Source organism: Pedobacter sp. KLB.chiD, from assembly GCF_047040275.1.
Classification (GTDB): Bacteria; Bacteroidota; Bacteroidia; order Sphingobacteriales; family Sphingobacteriaceae; genus Pedobacter.
The window spans coordinates 4085129-4104230 of record NZ_CP178207.1 but is presented as its reverse complement, the minus strand read 5'-3'; the positions used below and the strand labels follow the sequence as shown (position 1 = coordinate 4104230).

At 41.8% G+C, this 19102-nt stretch carries 13 protein-coding genes, 3 tRNA genes and 3 rRNA genes; 10 read left to right on the top strand and 9 right to left on the bottom strand.

What is annotated here, in order from left to right; genetic code table 11:
- Positions 1 to 88: 88 nt before the first annotated feature.
- The 5 genes from ACK1I8_RS16815 to rrf all read left to right on the top strand — a co-directional run bounded on the left by ACK1I8_RS16815 (position 89) and on the right by rrf (position 5640).
- Positions 89 to 1610: ribosomal RNA gene (locus tag ACK1I8_RS16815) — 16S ribosomal RNA — on the top strand.
- 265 nt (positions 1611 to 1875) lie between these two features.
- Positions 1876 to 1953: transfer RNA gene (locus ACK1I8_RS16810), tRNA-Ile, on the top strand.
- A gap of 81 nt (positions 1954 to 2034) precedes the next feature.
- Positions 2035 to 2108 (top strand) — tRNA-Ala (locus tag ACK1I8_RS16805).
- A 401-nt stretch (positions 2109 to 2509) separates the two neighbouring features.
- A 23S ribosomal RNA gene (locus ACK1I8_RS16800) occupies positions 2510 to 5385 on the top strand.
- Between the two features lie 143 nt (positions 5386 to 5528).
- A 5S ribosomal RNA gene (rrf, locus tag ACK1I8_RS16795) occupies positions 5529 to 5640 on the top strand.
- Together the 16S, 23S and 5S rRNA genes with 2 tRNA genes alongside form the textbook arrangement of a ribosomal RNA operon.
- 804 nt (positions 5641 to 6444) lie before the next feature.
- Here rrf and rlmN read toward each other — a convergent pair.
- The 4 genes from rlmN to ACK1I8_RS16775 form a co-directional block, all read right to left on the bottom strand.
- On the bottom strand, positions 6445 to 7500 hold the full coding sequence (rlmN, locus tag ACK1I8_RS16790) for a 23S rRNA (adenine(2503)-C(2))-methyltransferase RlmN (RefSeq protein ID WP_412466449.1): 1056 nt from the start codon (positions 7498 to 7500) through the stop codon (positions 6445 to 6447).
- 87 nt (positions 7501 to 7587) lie between these two features.
- A complete protein-coding gene (rluF, locus tag ACK1I8_RS16785) occupies positions 7588 to 8556 on the bottom strand; it encodes a 23S rRNA pseudouridine(2604) synthase RluF (protein ID WP_412466448.1) in 969 nt (322 codons plus the stop codon).
- A gap of 135 nt (positions 8557 to 8691) precedes the next feature.
- Positions 8692 to 9189, bottom strand: coding sequence for a DinB family protein (locus ACK1I8_RS16780; protein ID WP_412466447.1), 498 nt, complete (start codon positions 9187 to 9189; stop codon positions 8692 to 8694).
- A gap of 136 nt (positions 9190 to 9325) precedes the next feature.
- Positions 9326 to 10015 carry a helix-turn-helix transcriptional regulator gene (locus ACK1I8_RS16775; protein ID WP_412466446.1) on the bottom strand — a complete coding sequence of 230 codons (690 nt, stop codon included), beginning with the start codon at positions 10013 to 10015 and terminating at the stop codon, positions 9326 to 9328.
- Positions 10016 to 10153: 138 nt separating this feature from the next.
- Here ACK1I8_RS16775 and ACK1I8_RS16770 point away from each other — a divergent pair, with 138 nt between their 5' ends.
- Positions 10154 to 12646, top strand: coding sequence for an ATP-binding protein (locus ACK1I8_RS16770; RefSeq protein WP_412466445.1), 2493 nt, complete (start codon positions 10154 to 10156; stop codon positions 12644 to 12646).
- Here the strand turns inward: ACK1I8_RS16770 and ACK1I8_RS16765 are convergent.
- The 4 genes from ACK1I8_RS16765 to ACK1I8_RS16750 all read right to left on the bottom strand — a co-directional run bounded on the left by ACK1I8_RS16765 (position 12631) and on the right by ACK1I8_RS16750 (position 15123).
- A complete protein-coding gene (locus ACK1I8_RS16765; protein WP_412466444.1) occupies positions 12631 to 13962 on the bottom strand; it encodes a sigma-54-dependent transcriptional regulator in 1332 nt (443 codons plus the stop codon). The genes ACK1I8_RS16770 and ACK1I8_RS16765 overlap by 16 nt on opposite strands.
- Before the next feature lie 67 nt (positions 13963 to 14029).
- Entirely contained in the window at positions 14030 to 14341 is a 312-nt protein-coding gene (locus tag ACK1I8_RS16760) for a hypothetical protein (RefSeq protein ID WP_090982910.1), read from the bottom strand.
- 78 nt (positions 14342 to 14419) lie between these two features.
- Positions 14420 to 14731 carry a hypothetical protein gene (locus tag ACK1I8_RS16755; protein WP_090982910.1) on the bottom strand — a complete coding sequence of 104 codons (312 nt, stop codon included), beginning with the start codon at positions 14729 to 14731 and terminating at the stop codon, positions 14420 to 14422.
- 77 nt (positions 14732 to 14808) lie between these two features.
- Positions 14809 to 15123 carry a hypothetical protein gene (locus ACK1I8_RS16750; protein WP_412466443.1) on the bottom strand — a complete coding sequence of 105 codons (315 nt, stop codon included), beginning with the start codon at positions 15121 to 15123 and terminating at the stop codon, positions 14809 to 14811.
- A 342-nt stretch (positions 15124 to 15465) separates the two neighbouring features.
- Between ACK1I8_RS16750 and ACK1I8_RS16745 the strand changes: the two genes are divergently transcribed.
- The 3 genes from ACK1I8_RS16745 (at position 15466) to ACK1I8_RS16735 (ending at position 18053) form a co-directional block, all read left to right on the top strand.
- Positions 15466 to 15538, top strand: a tRNA-Thr gene (locus tag ACK1I8_RS16745).
- A gap of 115 nt (positions 15539 to 15653) precedes the next feature.
- A complete protein-coding gene (locus ACK1I8_RS16740) occupies positions 15654 to 16820 on the top strand; it encodes an amidohydrolase family protein (RefSeq protein ID WP_412466442.1) in 1167 nt (388 codons plus the stop codon).
- 276 nt (positions 16821 to 17096) lie between these two features.
- Positions 17097 to 18053 carry an NAD(P)H-dependent flavin oxidoreductase gene (locus ACK1I8_RS16735; protein WP_412466441.1) on the top strand — a complete coding sequence of 319 codons (957 nt, stop codon included), beginning with the start codon at positions 17097 to 17099 and terminating at the stop codon, positions 18051 to 18053.
- A gap of 69 nt (positions 18054 to 18122) precedes the next feature.
- Here ACK1I8_RS16735 and ACK1I8_RS16730 read toward each other — a convergent pair whose 3' ends face one another.
- Complete coding sequence (locus tag ACK1I8_RS16730) at positions 18123 to 18488, bottom strand: hypothetical protein (protein ID WP_412466440.1); 366 nt, start codon at positions 18486 to 18488, stop codon at positions 18123 to 18125.
- A 325-nt stretch (positions 18489 to 18813) separates the two neighbouring features.
- Here ACK1I8_RS16730 and ACK1I8_RS16725 point away from each other — a divergent pair, with 325 nt between their 5' ends.
- Entirely contained in the window at positions 18814 to 19086 is a 273-nt protein-coding gene (locus ACK1I8_RS16725) for an acylphosphatase (protein ID WP_412466439.1), read from the top strand.
- The last annotated feature ends 16 nt before the right edge of the window (positions 19087 to 19102 follow it).

The window sequence follows — 19102 nt, the reverse complement described above, 5'->3', positions numbered from 1 at the left end:
TTTAGAGGTGGTGTCTAACAGACAACATAAAAAAAGAAGACCATTTTTAACATGGTTAAAAACTGGTCAGAATTGAACAACACATTTTACAATGGAGAGTTTGATCCTGGCTCAGGATGAACGCTAGCGGCAGGCCTAATACATGCAAGTCGAACGATATTTTCCAGCTTGCTGGGAGAGAAAGTGGCGCACGGGTGCGTAACGCGTATGCAACCTACCTTCATCAGGGGGATAGCCCGGAGAAATCCGGATTAATACCGCATAAAATCACAGGATGGCATTATCCAATGATCAAACATTTATGGGATGGAGATGGGCATGCGTGTCATTAGCTAGTTGGCGGGGTAACGGCCCACCAAGGCGACGATGACTAGGGGATCTGAGAGGATGGCCCCCCACACTGGTACTGAGACACGGACCAGACTCCTACGGGAGGCAGCAGTAAGGAATATTGGTCAATGGAGGCAACTCTGAACCAGCCATGCCGCGTGCAGGAAGACTGCCCTATGGGTTGTAAACTGCTTTTATCCGGGAATAAACCTATTTACGAGTAAATAGCTGAATGTACCGGAAGAATAAGGATCGGCTAACTCCGTGCCAGCAGCCGCGGTAATACGGAGGATCCAAGCGTTATCCGGATTTATTGGGTTTAAAGGGTGCGTAGGCGGCCTGTTAAGTCAGGGGTGAAAGACGGTAGCTCAACTATCGCAGTGCCCTTGATACTGATGGGCTTGAATGGACTAGAGGTAGGCGGAATGAGACAAGTAGCGGTGAAATGCATAGATATGTCTCAGAACACCGATTGCGAAGGCAGCTTACTATGGTCTTATTGACGCTGAGGCACGAAAGCGTGGGGATCAAACAGGATTAGATACCCTGGTAGTCCACGCCCTAAACGATGAACACTCGCTGTTGGCGATACACGGTCAGCGGCTAAGCGAAAGCGTTAAGTGTTCCACCTGGGGAGTACGCCCGCAAGGGTGAAACTCAAAGGAATTGACGGGGGCCCGCACAAGCGGAGGAGCATGTGGTTTAATTCGATGATACGCGAGGAACCTTACCCGGGCTTGAAAGTTAGTGAATGATCCAGAGATGGATCAGTGAGCAATCACACGAAACTAGGTGCTGCATGGCTGTCGTCAGCTCGTGCCGTGAGGTGTTGGGTTAAGTCCCGCAACGAGCGCAACCCCTATGTTTAGTTGCCAGCATGTAATGGTGGGGACTCTAAACAGACTGCCTGTGCAAACAGAGAGGAAGGAGGGGACGACGTCAAGTCATCATGGCCCTTACGTCCGGGGCTACACACGTGCTACAATGGACGGTACAGAGGGCAGCTAGCTGGCAACAGTATGCGAATCTCATAAAGCCGTTCACAGTTCGGATTGGGGTCTGCAACTCGACCCCATGAAGTTGGATTCGCTAGTAATCGCGTATCAGCAATGACGCGGTGAATACGTTCCCGGGCCTTGTACACACCGCCCGTCAAGCCATGGAAGCTGGGGGTACCTAAAGTATGTAACCGCAAGGAGCGTCCTAGGGTAAAACCGGTAACTGGGGCTAAGTCGTAACAAGGTAGCCGTACCGGAAGGTGCGGCTGGAATACCTCCTTTCTGGAGTAGCACCGCCTACCCGCCACGCAACATGATATTTCGAATAAGGTAGAGGGTAAAGAGGTAAAAGGCTTAAGGTCTTGATACTGAATACCTGGTACTTTATACAAAAAAAGACAAGAGAAAAAAGAAACACCCAGAAGACAACGGTGGGCATACTATAGAGGTATAGCGCAACGGAGACGAAAAGGGTAAGCCAAAAAAGGGAAGCAGTAGCGGTAAGATACTATGTACTGCGACTAATTAAAGCCTGCCTTGAAAATACAGTCCCGTAGCTCAGCCTGGTTAGAGCACTACACTGATAATGTAGGGGTCTCCAGTTCAAATCTGGACGGGACTACCATTGAAGTTGGGAGTTGGGAGAAAAGAGCCTGGAGTGATGGATACTCCAAACTGAAAACTCCGAACTCAAAACTGATACTCTGGGGGATTAGCTCAGCTGGCTAGAGCGCCTGCCTTGCACGCAGGAGGTCAACGGTTCGACTCCGTTATTCTCCACTATAAGCATAAAGCTTAAGGACCAAAGCAGAAAGCTTTCAAAAAACAGGATAATACAGATTTTACCTGGATCGGTAATCTACATTGACATAAAGATTAAGAAAAAGAAGAAACGCCACGGGGCACATATCAAAAAAGGTATGAAACGGTTCGAGACCGCAGTTTTTTACTAACGAAGCTGAAACGAAGCTTAGGTTGGGGAGAATGAAACCCTCCGCCTTTATACCTTCGGCCTTCAGCCTCAGTAAAGTTCTTTGACATATTGGAAGAAGTTAAAAAAGAAGAGCAAACAACAATAGGCGACTGTTGTGTTTGTGCTCTCCCGACTTTACGTCGGGAATGAGACATCATAACAAGAGCAAAAAAAAGCATACCGTGCGGCGCAAAAGGCGCACGAGTAGAAGAAAGTAAGAAAGAGTACACGGGGGATGCCTTGGCTCTCAGAGGCGATGAAGGACGTGATAAGCTGCGATAAGCTCCGGGGATCTGCAAATAGGAACTAGATCCGGAGATTTCCGAATGGGGCAACCCGGCATGTTGAAGACATGTCACATATAATGAGCAAACCTGCCGAACTGAAACATCTAAGTAAGCAGAGGAAGAGAAAATAACAATGATTTCCTGAGTAGTGGCGAGCGAAAGGGAAAGAGCCCAAACCTACCTTGTTACGGCAAAGTGGGGGTTGTAGGACTGCAACGTGGCATTAGCAAACAGAAGTGGAACGGGATGGGAAGCCCGGCGATACATGGTGATAGCCCAGTACACGTATAGAATGCTAGCCTAGCAGTATCCTGAGTACCGCGAGGTCGGAGACGCCTTGTGGGAATCAGCCGGCACCATCCGGTAAGGCTAAATACTCCTGAGAGACCGATAGTGAACCAGTACCGTGAGGGAAAGGTGAAAAGAACCCCGAACAGGGGAGTGAAATAGAACCTGAAACCGTGTACTTACAAGCGGTCGGAGCGTCCAGGTGGCGTGACGGCGTGCCTTTTGCATAATGAGCCTACGAGTTACTCTTCTCTGGCAAGGTTAAGTGCTTCAGGCACGGATCCGAAGCGAAAGCGAGTCTGAACAGGGCGTATAGTCAGAGGAGGTAGACGCGAAACCTTGTGATCTACCCATGGACAGGTTGAAGGTGCGGTAACACGTACTGGAGGACCGAACCGATAAACGTTGAAAAGTTTCCGGATGATCTGTGGGTAGGGGTGAAAGGCTAATCAAACTGGGAAATAGCTCGTACTCCCCGAAATGTTTTTAGGAACAGCGTCGGTGTTTAGTTATATAGAGGTAGAGCTACTGATTGGGTGCGGGGGAGTCAAATCCTACCAAATCCAGACAAACTCCGAATGCTATATAATATAACCGGCAGTGAGGCGCGGGGTGCTAAGGTCACGCGCCGAGAGGGAAAGAACCCAGACCATCAGCTAAGGTCCCCAAGTTACAGTTAAGTTGAACTAACGAGGTCCGATTGCACAGACAGCTAGGATGTTGGCTTGGAAGCAGCCATTCATTTAAAGAGTGCGTAACAGCTCACTAGTCGAGCGATCGGGCATGGATAATAAACGGGCATTAAACTGTACACCGAAGCTATGGGATTGAAATATATCGGTAGGGGAGCATTCCAATTGCGGTGAAGGTATCTGGTAATGGGTGCTGGAGCGATTGGAAAAGCAAATGTAGGCATAAGTAACGATAAGGCGGGCGAGAAACCCGCCCACCGAAAGGATAAGGTTTCCTGATCAACGCTAATCGGATCAGGGTCAGTCGGGACCTAAGGAGAACCCGAAGGGGAAATTCGATGGACAACTGGTTAATATTCCAGTACTTTTTATAACTGCGATGTGGGGACGGAGTAGTGACACTGCCGCGATCTGACGGAATAGATCGTTAAAGGCTGTAGGTATATCAAACACAGGCAAATCCGTGATTGATGCTGAGAGCTGATAGTACCGGGAACCTTCGGGGGACTGGATAGTGCAGGTAATCAGACTTCCAAGAAAAACCGCTAAGCTTCAGGTTATAAAAACCCGTACCGCAAACCGACACAGGTATCCGGGAAGAGGATTCTAAGGTGCTCGAGTGAATCATGGCTAAGGAACTCGGCAAAATGGCCCTGTAACTTCGGGAGAAGGGGCGCTGGCAGCAATGTCAGCCGCAGTGAAAAGGCCCAGGCGACTGTTTAACAAAAACACATGGCTTTGCAAAATCGAAAGATGAGGTATAAGGCCTGACACCTGCCCGGTGCTGGAAGGTTAAGAGGGGATGTCATCGCAAGAGAAGCATTGAATCGAAGCCCCAGTAAACGGCGGCCGTAACTATAACGGTCCTAAGGTAGCGAAATTCCTTGTCGGGTAAGTTCCGACCTGCACGAATGGTGTAACGATCTGGGCGCTGTCTCAGCCATGAGCTCGGTGAAATTGTGGTCCCGGTGAAGACGCCGGGTACCCGCAACGGGACGGAAAGACCCCATGCACCTTCACTACAATTTAACATTGACATTGGGTACAGGATGTGTAGGATAGGTGGGAGGCTATGAAGCGGTGTCGCCAGGCATCGTGGAGCCAACGTTGAAATACCACCCTTTCTGTATTCGGTGTCTAATCCCATCATTTGGGAGACATTGTTTGATGGGTAGTTTGACTGGGGTGGTCGCCTCCAAAAAGGTAACGGAGGCTTTCAAAGGTAAGCTCAGTACGCTTGGTAACCGTACGCGGAGTGCAATAGCATAAGCTTGCTTGACTGTGAGACATACAGGTCGATCAGGGTCGAAAGACGGATATAGTGATCCGGTGGTTCTGCATGGAAGGGCCATCGCTCAAAGGATAAAAGGTACGCTGGGGATAACAGGCTGATCTCCCCCAAGAGCTCATATCGACGGGGAGGTTTGGCACCTCGATGTCGGCTCGTCACATCCTGGGGCTGGAGAAGGTCCCAAGGGTTCGGCTGTTCGCCGATTAAAGTGGCACGCGAGCTGGGTTCAGAACGTCGCGAGACAGTTCGGTCCCTATCTGTTGTGGGCGTAGGAATTTTGAGTGGGGCTGACCTTAGTACGAGAGGACCGGGTTGGACCAGCCTCTAGTGAATCTGTTGTTCCGCCAGGGGCATTGCAGAGTAGCTACGCTGGGAATAGATAAGCGCTGAAAGCATCTAAGTGCGAAACTAGCCACGAGATGAGAATTCCATATAGGACCGTAGCAGACTACTACGTTGATAGGCTACAGATGTAAAGCTGGCGACAGCACAGTCGAGTAGTACTAATCATCCGAAGCTTTCAAAGCAAGACAGACTGTTGTTTGTTCTTCCAACTAACTTCTTTCAATAATATGTCATTTAAGCGCAAAGCTAAAAGAGCAAAGACCAAAGCGGATTATAGACAGCTTTAGTCCTTAGGCTTTCACCTTTCGACTTAAATAAAAATATTCAGGTGCCTATATCGGTGGTGTCCACCTCTTCCCATTCCGAACAGAGAAGTTAAGCCCACCAGAGCCGATGGTACTGCGGTAACACGTGGGAGAGTAGGTCGGTGCCAGATCTTAAAGAGAAGCCCTTCAGCAGCAATGTTGGAGGGCTTTCTTCGTTTATAGCGCTTTTTCCCTCTGGCAGAGAAAGCTTTGAGCCCGCACATAATGCTGATCTCTGCAGATTGGTTCCATCCTCCCTTTTCCATCTTACCTCTCATCACGATAGCCCTGATGGGAGCGGCATCCCTTTTGGGCAAAGAAAAGATTGTTCAACAGATAAGGTTTCCCAAAAGGATACAGCGTACAGCAGGACAGGACCCGGACTAAATGCACAGGAAACTGCGCTCCGGGAAAAGCAGATGCTCTTTTAACCATAGGAAGTAAAAACTCAAAGTATTGCCCCGCAGATGGCGCAGATCAGTTCCATCCTCCCTTTTCCACCGTCCATCTTACCTCGCTTCACAATAGCCCTGATGGGAGCGGCATCCCTTTTGGGCAAAGAAAAAATTGTTCAACAGATAAAATTTCCCAAAAGGATACAGCGTACAGCAGGACCGGAGCCGAGCTAAACGCACAGCAACCTGCGCTCCGGGAAAAGCAGATCCTCTTTTAACCATACGAAGTAAAAACTCAAAGTATTGCCCCGCAGATGGTACAGATCAGTTCCACCCTCCCTTTTCCATCGTCCATCTTACCTCGCTTCACGATAGCCCTGATGGGAGCGGCATCCCTTTTGGGCAAAGAAAAAATTGTTCAACAGATAAAATTTCCCAAAAGGATACAGCGTACAGCAGGACCGGAGCCGGCCCAAATGCACAGAAACCTGCGCTCTTAAATAACAAGAAAAATGTATTAACAATGTTGTAACAGATGGCTTAAGCGTTCGCTTCTTCTTTAACTGCCAATTGCCCACAAGCGGCATCAATATCTTTACCGCGGCTACGGCGGATATTGGTATTGATCCCCTGGCTTTTTAAATAATTAGAAAAGGCATCAATCTTATCTCCTTCTGCATTAGTGAAATCGGCGAAAGAAATAGGGTTATATTCAATCAGGTTTACTTTACAGGGGATATGTTTACAAAATTTAGCCAAATCCATGGCATCAGAAATTTCATCATTAAAATGATTAAAAACGATGTATTCGTAAGTCACCGGATTTTTGGTTTTGGCAAAATAGTATTTTAAGGCCTCTGCCAATGCCTTTAACGAATTGGCCTCGTTAATCGGCATAATTTCATTACGCTTCTTGTCATCAGCAGCGTGTAAAGATAGTGCCAAGTTAAATTTCGCCCCGTCATCGCCCAGTTTTTTAATCATTTTGGCAATACCGGCAGTAGAAACGGTAATACGCTTGTAGCTCATATTCAGGCCATCGGGCGCAGTAATTCGTTCGATAGACTTTAATACATTGGCATAATTTAGAAGCGGTTCCCCCATTCCCATATACACGATATTGGTGAGGGGATTGTTATAATTCTGCTTTGCCTGTTTATCAATCAATACTACCTGATCATAAATTTCATCAGCATTTAAATTACGCTTGCGGTCCATATAACCAGTGGCGCAAAACTTACAGGTTAAACTACAGCCCACCTGTGAACTTACACAGGCAGTCATACGATCTTCTAACGGTATTAGTACCCCTTCAACAATATTACCATCTGCTAACCTGAAAGTATTTTTAATGGTATGGTCGTTACTAAACTGAGAGTTGTTAACCTGCACCGCATTTATGGCAAAATTTTCGTCCAATACTTTACGGAGATCTTTAGAAAGATTACTCATTTGCTCGAAACTTGTAACCGATTTCTCCCAAAGCCACTGGTAAATCTGCCTGGCTCTGAAAGCAGGCTGTTGCATTGCAGTAAGGTGTTGTTGCAATTGTGGCAGATCTAATGCACGGATATCGATTTTTTTAACTGTTACCATTTGTTGCAAAGGTACTTAAAAAAGGTAGAAGGTTAAAGGCGTAAGGTATACGCTAGATAAATCAGGTCAAATTTTACAATTTTTTAGCTATCTTCCTCTGCCTCTTGTGCCTGGCTTACTTGCAGTTTTACCTTTTGCTGGTCTCGAGTTTCTGTTGCCGCTGTTACCTTTGCCAGTAGGTTTTGTGCCTGGATGACCAGCTGTTTTTTTGCCAGTAGATTTTCGCGCAGAGGGTTTAGGTTTAAACGCTTTTTTGGGCTGTTCTTCTCTCAGTTCCGGGATTTCCTCCCAGGTATTTGTTTTTTTCCTGGCAGTGCTTTTTGTTTTAGCTTCTGAAGACGAATTTTCTACACTTTTCGTAATGGCCTGCATCTCTTCATCGGTAAGTTCCCTAAATTCTCCCGTTGGAATACCTTTAAGGCTGATATTCATGATGCGTATACGCTCCAGTTTATTTACTTCGTAACCAAAATGCTCACACATCCTTCTAATTTGCCTATTCAAACCCTGGATTAGGATAATATTGAAAACAAAGGTACTGATCTGCCTTACCTTACATTTACGGGTGTTCACCCCTAAAATCGGAACACCGTTACTCATTTCGAAAATAAAATCTTCAGTAATCGGTTTGTTTACCGTTACTACGTATTCTTTTTCGTGTTTATTCCCAGCCCTTAAAATTTTGTTAACGATATCGCCATTGTTTGTAAGGAAGATCAGGCCAGATGAATCTTTGTCCAACCGGCCAATCGGAAATATTCTTTCACTGTAATTAACATAATCAACAATATTATCACGTACACTGCCTTCTGTGGTACTGGTAATCCCAACAGGCTTGTTAAAGGCGAGAAGGATGAAATTACTTTCTTCTTTTGGTTCGATATGATGGCCGTTTACCATTACTTTATCACCGGCGAAAACCTGATCGCCAATTTTAGCCCTTTTTCCGTTGATGAAAACTGTTCCCTTTTCAATATAGCGGTCCGCTTCTCGGCGTGAACACAATCCACTTTCACTAATAAATTTATTTAAACGGGTTGCAGTATTATTGTTCATACTGCAATTTTACGGAAATAAATTATGTTATTCATTCTCTATTCCATACCGGCAATAAAAGAATGAACGAGGCTTTCTAAGCGAACAGATTATCAAACGTAACAAGTTTCAATAACCTGTTCTGAATGATCAGATTTAAAAATTTGGATCATCGGCACTCGGGCCATAACTACCCGGGATCGGGATATTAAGTAATCTTAAATAAACGCCTAATTGCGCCCTGTGGTGAATGATTTGGCTAATGGTGTGGCGGATCGTTTCATATTTAGAATAATCGGCCAAAACCTGTTTCCCCATCCTTAAAACCCAACGGTCATTTAAATCTGTTTCTGTTGCTTTCTCCAATTCAGTTTTTCCCTGCTCATAATTTTTTTCCAGGATTTTAAGCAAGTCATCTATATTTTCTGCCAGAGGCTCAGTATAAGGTGCAGTTTCAAAATCCAGCCCCTTAGTTGTTAAGGCTAGTGAAATCCAACTTGGTAAATCGGCAATATGAACAACAAGAGATTTCATTTTCATACTTTTTTCATGGGGTGCCCAATCAAATTTTTCTACTGGTACAATAGCCAGGAATTTTTTCGTGATGTTAAGTTCATCCTCTAATTCTTTCAATAATAAATTAATAATTTCCATATTTTTCCGGTTTGTTTTTTCTGCCGTGTGCAATTCCATAAGTAATAAATCAGCGATGCTCATGATTTTTGATGTTTGTTTACACAAAGAAAATGATGCCCACTGACAGCCCTATGGCAGCGTAGAAAAAATATTTTTAGTAATTTACGGGTAGCAGATGCATGTAATCGCTCAATGGCATATGCGGTGTTTTTCTGAACGGAATGCCCAGGTTTTTAAGACAGATGATCCTCGTAAGGTTAAAATCGCGGTATTCATTCCGATAGTGGCACCAGGCGATTAAATGCCAGCTAAACGCGTAGAAAATCAGTCCGATCGGCTCAACTTCCCGTTTGCTTACTTCTTCCTTATTGTTCTTATAATTCAGTTCAACCAGGTGTTTTTCAGCAATCGCGTGCTGAATAACCGAGAGGTATTCGAAATTAAAATTTAATCTTTCCGGAATCTGTAGTTTAATATGTTGATTGAGGGTTTCGAGTTTTTCCTTCTGGCTGGTTTTTAATACCGCCTTTACTTTTGTCAAAGCCGTAGCATAATGTGTTCGGATAGAATGATCTGCAAATCCATTTACTAAACTCTCCACCAGTAGCAAGGCATTTGCTTCGTCCATGTTAAAAGAAACAGGAGGCAGAAAATAACCCTGTACCAGATAATATCCTTTATGCTGCTCAAAACTTACCGGTATTCCCTGTTCGCCTAATGCTTTAATATCACGATAAACGGTGCGTATACTTATCTCAAACCTTTCCGCAATTTTTTCCGCAGTAATATATTTTCTGGATTGAAGCAGGGTTAACATTCCGAAAAGGCGGTCGATACGGTTCATGGTTTGTTTTTTGAGGCGACTAAAATTAAAGTTTTTTAATCAATTTTTCTTGTGGTACGTTATTTGTAAAAGATAAATGCATATCAATTCTTAAGGTTAAACCGTTATCATAATGGATAACCTATACAATCTAAATCAATGGCGGCTGTTATTCAGAAAAGATTCTTCCGGGCAATCAAAAGCAAAGTGATCATAGGTTTTTTGTTCGCCTGTTTTGCGCTGCTTTTGGCATGGGGTATCAGTAAGTTTGCCTTTACGCGCATGCTGGATACCGTTGAAGAAATCTCTGCCCCTAACGATCGCCTCAGGATCGTAAACGATCTCTCACATAAGATAGCGAGATTAGATCAATTGCAGCGTGATGAAGCTTTTAATAAGCAAGGTTCCTACAGTTTTCTTAAAGAATCGCGTAGGTTAAGGTCAAGTTTAGATACCTTGCGTAAATTGTACCGTGGTGATTCTGCACAGTTGGCAAGGATAAAATCCATTAAAAGTTTACTGTCAGAACGTGATAAACAATTTGTAAACTACCTTAAGGTGAGGGAGAAATTGGTGAATACCAAATCTTTTTCTGAAGAGGTTCGTAAATTGAATGAATTGGTGGCTACACGGAGCAGGCAAGCAGATAGTGCGGTATTAACCACCGAAACGACCACATCAACCACTACAGTTGCACCTGAAGAGGAACAAAAATCAAGGGGATTCTTGAGTAAACTTTTTGGCAAGAAAAAAGCTGATGTTTATAAAATTATCAACGAAGAATTTAAAGTTAAGCGTGATACCTTAAATGCAAAGGCTGAGGATAGTATTATGAAAAGCATGACGGGCTCGTTAAAGAATATCGAGCAGGAACAACGTCAGAAAAGCCAGAAATTTTTAAAACGGGAAGCTGATTTATCGAGTGCAAGCAATGCTTTAACGGCCAAAATACTACAGATTTTAAGAGAAGTTGAAGGACAAGCTGTAGCCCAGGTAGATTTAAACGGCATCCAGGCAAAAGAAGTGGTTAATGATGGGATTACCCAGATCACAACCATAATCATTATCTTCTTTCTGTTAACGGTTATTTTGCTGTATTTGATTATGGCAGATATTACAAAGAGCAACAGATATAGAAGAGAATTGGAACTGGCTAAAGATGAGGCCGAATACCATGGTAAAGCAAAACAGCGGTTCCTGTCAAACATGAGCCATGAGATCAGAACACCTTTACAGTCTATTTTAGGTTATGCCGAACTGATTACCCAGCAGGATGTTCCCAATAAAAAAGATGTGGATGCCATTTATCAATCCTCTATCCACCTCCTTCAGATTGTAAACGAAGTATTGGATTACAACCGGATCACTTCAGGAGAATTTAGCTTCAATAACCAGGTATTTAATATCAGAAAAGCTTTGGACGAGGTGGTTTCCGTAATGCGTCCATTGGCAGAGCAGAAGTTACTCCAGTTAAATACAGCATTTGACCTTGCCGGTCTGGAATTTGTAAAAGGCGATGTTTTTAGGCTAAAACAGATTTTATTTAATTTATTGGGGAATGCGGTAAAATTTACGCTGAAAGGTGAAATTAAGCTTGTAGTATCTTACAAAAAGCAAGGAGAGGATCTGCACTTTCATTTCACGGTAGCGGATACGGGAATTGGTTTTGAAGAAAAAGATATGCCGAAGATCTTTAATGAATTTGAGCAGATAGAATCTCCGGAGAAATATGTGATTAATCCTACCGGTACAGGTTTGGGCCTCCCTATTGTTAAATCTTTAATTGAAGCGCAGGGAGGAAGAATTTATGTAAAAAGTAAACCTGGCATGGGCACCACATTTAATATTTACATCAAATATGAAAATACGACTGAACGTGTAAACGATGCGCTAGACTTCACGCATTATGCCCTGGTAAACCCGGGCACCGTTTGGGTAATTGATGATGATAAACTTATTCTGGATTTATGCGGAATGATTTTTCAAAAAAATAAAATTCCTTACAGGAGCTTTACCCAGGTGGCCGATATTCTTCATACCGAACCCGATCCTGATTTAAAGTATGTTTTGATTGATATGCGTATGCCCGAAATGACAGGTTTCGAACTTTGCCACTTATTAAAAAAGAAGCTGCCTCAGGATACTAAATTCTATGCCATCACCGCACAGGTTTTGCCGGAAGAGCGCGAAATGGTTTTGAGTGAGGGTTTTGATGGATTAATTATGAAGCCGTTTAGGGAGATTGATATCCTATCTATTTTTGATAAAATAGAAATATTGACAAACCAGCCTGAATTTGATTTTTCTTCGATCGAAAAAATGACTTTTGGCGATCAGGAGCTATTTGAAAAAATCCTTACCCGTTTTAAACAGGATTCCATTGATGATGCAGCCGAACTTAAAAAACATCTGGATGAAAACAATCAGGACGAGAGTAGGTTATTGGTTCACCGGCTGGCAGGGCGCACTGGGCAGATGGGTTCAAAGACGTTGGCCAATGCCTTTAGAAACCTGGAAGTAGAGATAGCCGAAAAGGGATTAACAGAATATATTAAATCTGAGGTGCTGTTACAGCTTAGTGCATTGGATAGCTTAGTTGCCTTTATAGAAAAACCGGCTATGCCAATGTCGAATAATTATTCTATCCCGTAGCGTTCCATTTTGGCATACAACGTTTTGCGGTCGATATTTAAGATCTTTGCAGCTTTTGATTTGTTATACCTCACTTTGATGAGCGTTTCCGTAATCAACGATTTTTCGTTCTGTTCATTAACAGCTTTTAAATCAGAAGAATTGCCAGGGGCCGATTGCTGGTGGACAGAAATCATCATTTCATCAGGTAAAGCGTTAATCTGAGCAACGTCACCCTGTGTCAATAACACCATTCGTTTTATCACATTGCTAAGCTCGCGGAGGTTTCCTGGCCAATCGTAACTCAACAATAATGCTTTTGCTTCGGGGGAAACACTTTTAACATTACGGCCCAAATCCCGGTTAGATAAAGTTATAAAGTGGTTAATAAACAACTCTAAATCTCCACCTCTTTCCCGTAACGGAGGAAGCTGGATTTTAAATTCATTTAAACGATGATATAAATCTTCTCTGAATTCCCCCTGTTGTATGCTATTGGCCAAATCATCATTGGTAGCGGTGATGATACGGACATTAACAGGAATCTGTTTGGTGCTGCCCAAAGGCTGGATCACCCTTTCCTGTAAAGCCCTTAGCAACTTGATCTGTACCTCATAACTCAGGTTGCCCACTTCATCTAAAAACAAAGTTCCACCATTGGCAGCCTCAAATTGGCCTTTTTTATCATTTAATGCCCCGGTAAATGCACCTTTAACATGCCCGAATAATTCGCTGGCAGCTAAATCTTTAGATAACGCACCGCAATCTATAGCAACGAAAGGTTGACCGGCACGTTTACTCTGCTGGTGAAGGGTTCTGGCGGCGAATTCTTTCCCTGTCCCGCTTTCGCCCTGTATAATTACCGACATGTCGGTAGGTGCTACTAAATTGATATGCTCATACAGTTTATCGGCAATTGCACTTTTGCCCTTTATAAAATCGCTGTTTACCCCTTTCGGTTCAATGCTTTTTAAGTCCTTCTTGGTTAAAGAATTTTTAATCACCATTAACAGCTCATCTGGATTAACAGGTTTGGTAATGTAATCAAAGGCACCCAATTGAATAGATTTGACTGCTGTACGAACATCGTTAAAACTGGTCATGATGATTAATGGAATAGAAAGTCCCAAATCACGAAGGTGGGTAAGCACCTCAAATCCGGTTCCGTCCGGCAGGCGGTAATCGATTAAAAGTAAATCGAACGTATTGGTTTCAACTTGCTTAAGTGATTGCTTTACTTGGGTTACAAGGGTAACCTCATGACCGTTTTTGGTTAAAAAACCATCAAGTATTTGAGCAAAGGTAGTATCGTCTTCTAAAATCAGGATTCTCGCCATACAACAAAAATAAGAAAAGCCAGACATAATCTGGCTTTCTTATTATAGGTAGATGTAATTATTTGGGTTATTGTACGGGTTTGCCGTCTTTATCAATTTTAACAGAACCAGTTTCTGCTTCTTTTTTTACGTTGATTAAATAGTACTCTTTAGTACCCTCTTTCACCGACCAGGCTTCAGTAGCGGTCCATCCTTTATAAGCATCAGATTTTAATGCGGTGGTTACCGGCTCAGGCAATTCTTCCAGTTTAACCGGAGTTTTTACTGCACTATCCTGAACTGCAACAATTGCAGCGTTTTTGATTGTATTTACTTCACTTGCTTGTACTGCTGTGAATCCTGCGAATGCTAAAGTAGCGGCTAAAATGATCTTTTTCATGATATTGTGTTTTAAATATGTTTTGTAACCTCAGTTACGTTAAATACTTGTTAATTGTAGAGCGCTAACTTTTTTTATTTATTGAACGGGTTTGCCGTCTTTGTCGATTTTAACAGAACCAGTTTCTGCTTCTTTTTTCACATTGATTAAATAATACTCTTTGGTACCTTCTTTCACCGACCAGGCTTCAGTAGCGGTCCATCCTTTATAAGCATCAGATTTTAATGCGGTGGTTACCGGCTCAGGCAATTCTTCCAGTTTAACCGGAGTTTTTACTGCACTATCCTGAACTGCAACAATTGCAGCGTTTTTGATTGTATTTACTTCACTTGCTTGTACTGCTGTGAATCCTGCGAATGCTAAAGTAGCGGCTAAAATGATCTTTTTCATGATATTGTGTTTTAAATATGTTTTGTAACCTCAGTTACGTTAAATACTTGTTAATTGTAGAGCGCTAATTTTTTTATTTATTGAACGGGTTTACCGTCTTTGTCGATTTTAACAGAACCAGTTTCTGCTTCTTTTTTCACATTGATTAAATAATACTCTTTGGTACCTTCTTTCACCGACCAGGCTTCAGTAGCGGTCCATCCCTTGTAAGCATCAGATTTTAATGCGGTGGTTACCGGCTCAGGCAATTCTTCCAGTTTAACAGGAGTTTTTACTGCGCTATCTTGAACTGCAACAATTGCAGTAGTTTTAAAATCTTTTAATTCACTTGCTTTTACTGTTGAGAATCCTGCTAATGCCAGTACTGTAGCTGCTAAAACGAACTTTTTCATAGTATATATTTTAAAATTTAATTTGTGTAACAATACTTGCTAATGTTTCATAATGATGCCAAATGGAATATTTTAATTAAGTAATTGATAATCAGTTAATTGTTTGTGTGCCAAATTTTTTAAGTTGTGGAGTTTATCTACAGTTTGTGGTGAAGAACTACAGGTTATGGCCTTTATGGCCGATGAATCCAGCTGACTGTTCCATTCCGGCTTGATAGTATTTTGATGGGTTTAACAAATATTCAGGATTAGCTGTCAACGTGGAAATATCTGACAGCACAGAAAAATAATTTTCAATTTTTAAAAATGAAGAATTTTTTCTATCATTGCAGCCCGATTAAAGCCTCCTTAGCTCAGCTGGTAGAGCAACTGACTTGTAATCAGTAGGTCATTGGTTCGATTCCGATAGGAGGCTCTTTTCTTTCCTAATTCCGCTATTCTTAGAATAACAGTTCAAATTAACTTCATTACCATATTAAAGCAGGGCGGAAAATATTTTATTTGCCCCGATTATTACATTATTTTGCGGTATGTTAAAATATTTTTCAGCTGATTGGGTCTTTCCTGTTTCTTCCCCGCCAATTAAAAACGGAGTGGTAGCAATAAATCCTGATGGCGACATAAAAGAGGTGCTTGCCGAAGAAGATTACGCAAGTCTCGATTTGGACCTTACGAAGTATAAAGGGGCAATCGTTCCAGGCTTTATTAATACCCATTGTCATTTAGAGCTATCGCATATGTTGAATCGAATCCCTGAACAAACGGGCTTGGTAGAATTTGTACAGCATGTTATTAAGAGGAGACAGGGCAATGCCGACCTGATCGATTTAGCCATGCAAAAAGCCGATCAACAGATGTTTGACAATGGAATTGTCGCTGTCGGCGATATTTCCAACCAGATTTCTTCTAAAAAGGTAAAAGAAACAAGCAAGATTTATTATCATACTTTTATAGAGGCCTTAGGTTTTAACCCTGAGCGTGCAGTTGTGATAATGGATCATTTAAGGGAAGTTAAGCATGATTTTAACCCATTGCCTTCAACTATAGTTCCGCACGCACCTTACACCGTTTCACCTCAACTATTTGAATTAATCAGGCAGGAGGCTGAAAAAGAAAATGCTTTTATCAGTGTACACAATCAGGAAACCGATGATGAAAATGCTTTTTTTGAAAGTAAAACAGGTGGATTTTTAAAGCTTTATGAATTTTTGGGAATGGATCTCTCCTTTTTTGACCCAACAAATAAAACTTCATTAAAAACCTGGCTGCCTTATATTAAAAAACAAAAAACCTTACTCGTACATAATACGGTTACGAATAGGGCAGATATTGAATTTGCTAAACGAAGCAATCCCGATTTATATTGGTGCCTTTGTCCGCAAGCCAACTTATATATCGAAAATGCTTTGCCTGATGTTGACCTGTTAATGGATGAAGGATTAAAAATCACTTTGGGAACAGATAGTTTGGCCAGCAACAACCATCTTAATATCCTGTCAGAAATGCTGACGTTGCAGAAATACAAACAGGTTCCTTTTGAAAAGCTGTTAAACTGGGCAACTATAAACGGAGCAGAATTTTTGGAACTTGATCAGCAAATGGGAACAATAGAAGCTGGCAAAAAGCCGGGATTGAATTTAATCCAACTGTCGGCTGATTTTACAATTGAGAGTGTCCGGGTTGAGCGATTGATTTAAGAATTATTCATTTTCTAATAACCTTAAAAAATTGTTTTTTAAAGTATAAACTTATTTCGCCCGTATTTTGAGGTTACTTGATCCTTGTACATTAAAAAACAAAAATTTTTAATGTACAAAATCTCTATTTCAATCTTTTTAATACGATTAACAGAGATGGTGATTCTTGAAAAAAGAATTTTAGGCAAAGGCCACTATTTTCTTAATTTAGAATGATATAGAATTCTTTCAGCATAAATTAATACTCAGTAATTCGCCCATCATTATAATTTACCTATGAACCCAATCTGTAAACTATTCAATATCAAATATCCTATTATTCAGGCCGGAATGGTTTGGTGTAGCGGCTGGAAACTGGCTTCAGCGGTTTCGAATGCCGGTGGCCTGGGCATTATTGGGGCAGGTTCGATGTATCCTGAAGTTTTAAGATCGCATATCCAAAAATGTAAATTAGCTACTCATCAGCCGTTTGGTGTTAATATTCCATTGCTTTATCCTAATATTCAGGAAATTATAAATGTAGTGATCGAGGAGCAGGTAAAAATTGTATTTTCTTCCGCTGGTAATCCTGCAACATGGACCAGTTTTTTGAAAGAAAAAGGTATAACCGTTGTCCATGTCATTGCGAATACCAAATTTGCCATAAAAGCTCAGGATGCTGGTGTCGATGCCATTGTTGCCGAAGGTTTTGAGGCGGGAGGACATAATGGAAGAGAAGAAACCACGACCATGTGTTTAATCCCGATGATTAAAGAGCAGGTTAAAATTCCGGTCATCGCTGCTGGTGGCATTGGAAGTGGGAAAGCCATGCTGGCTGCATTTGCATTAGGTGCTGATGCCGTTCAGATCGGTTCGGCTTTTGCAGTAGCCGAAGAATCGTCTGCTCACAAATCATTTAAATATAAAATTATTGCTGCTACTGAAGGAGATACTAAATTAGCGATGAAAAAGCTGGTTCCGGTAAGGTTATTGAAGAATAAATTTGCCGAAGCTGTCGCCAATGCTGAAGCAGAAGGCGCAAGCCGGAACGAACTGGCGGAACTTTTGGGTCATGCCAGGGCAAAACTGGGAATGTTTGAAGGTGATATAGAAAATGGCGAACTCGAAATCGGCCAGGTTTCGGCAATGTTAAAAGACATCAAACCTGCGAGGCTTATCCTGGAAGAAATATGGCAGGAATTTAAAATAAATACGGTAAAGCTTGCACAGCAGCAAAATGAATGGGACAGTTAGATTAACATGTTTTGCAATGTGAGGCTTGTCTTAAAACAGGATGGAGCCAAAGTAATTTGTTATCCCAGATTAACGGTACTGGACTTTTTCGAGCAAAGAAACCGTGTGTGAGAGGTTTTGAATGATTTTATCTTTAAGTTCGATCGTTTTGTTCTTTTCAGTGAGCAGGCTTTTTAATCTTTTAATTTCTTCTGCTGATGCCTGTGTTTCTTTTTTGCTAAACTCGGAAAATGCCTTGCCTTTCTCGTAATAACTAAAAAAATTGTACCCAAGCACCTCACTCACATTGGCAAGTAAAGAAACATCTAACGTAGGACTGTTAATGATTTCCTGAGCCCTGATCTTGCTAATAGACATTTTTTTTGCAAATATGGAAATAGGAATCTCTTTGGTCTTCATTTCCTTCCAGATCATCAATCCTATATGTACACTCATTATTGTCTCCCTTTTAAAATTCAAATTACCTAAATGTTAACCTATTCTGGAAAAAATAGTGTTAATGATAACCAGTCTAATTATAATTTTAGGTAATGGTTATTTCTCCCACTTTTTAATTCCTAAGGCTGAAACCCGACTATATAGAAACAATTGGTTTCGTATTTTATGCTCCAGGTTGGTAGTTTTAAAAGATATGGTCAATTTAAAAAATGATTCCGCCTGATAATTATCGTTAATCAGGTAGATGCGGTTGTTAGCAGTTGCTAAAGAATTATGATAATTCATTTACCTTTACAGCTATATTTCAACTTTACAACAAAAAATGAAACACCTCAATATAAAAGTAACAGGTAAAGTGCAGGGCGTTGGTTTTAGAGAAACCACTAAAATGATTGCCAACCAGATGATGGTAAATGGTTTTGTAAGGAACGAAAAAGACGGATCTGTTTATATCGAAGCAGAAGGCGAAGACATTTTTCTGGAAGAATTTGTAAACTGGTGCCATGAAGGGCCTGACCGATCGCGTGTAGAAAATGTGGAGGTAAGCAATGGCGAAGTAAAAAACTATCGTAATTTTGAAATCTTTAAAAAGTAAAAAGTATTTTGTATCA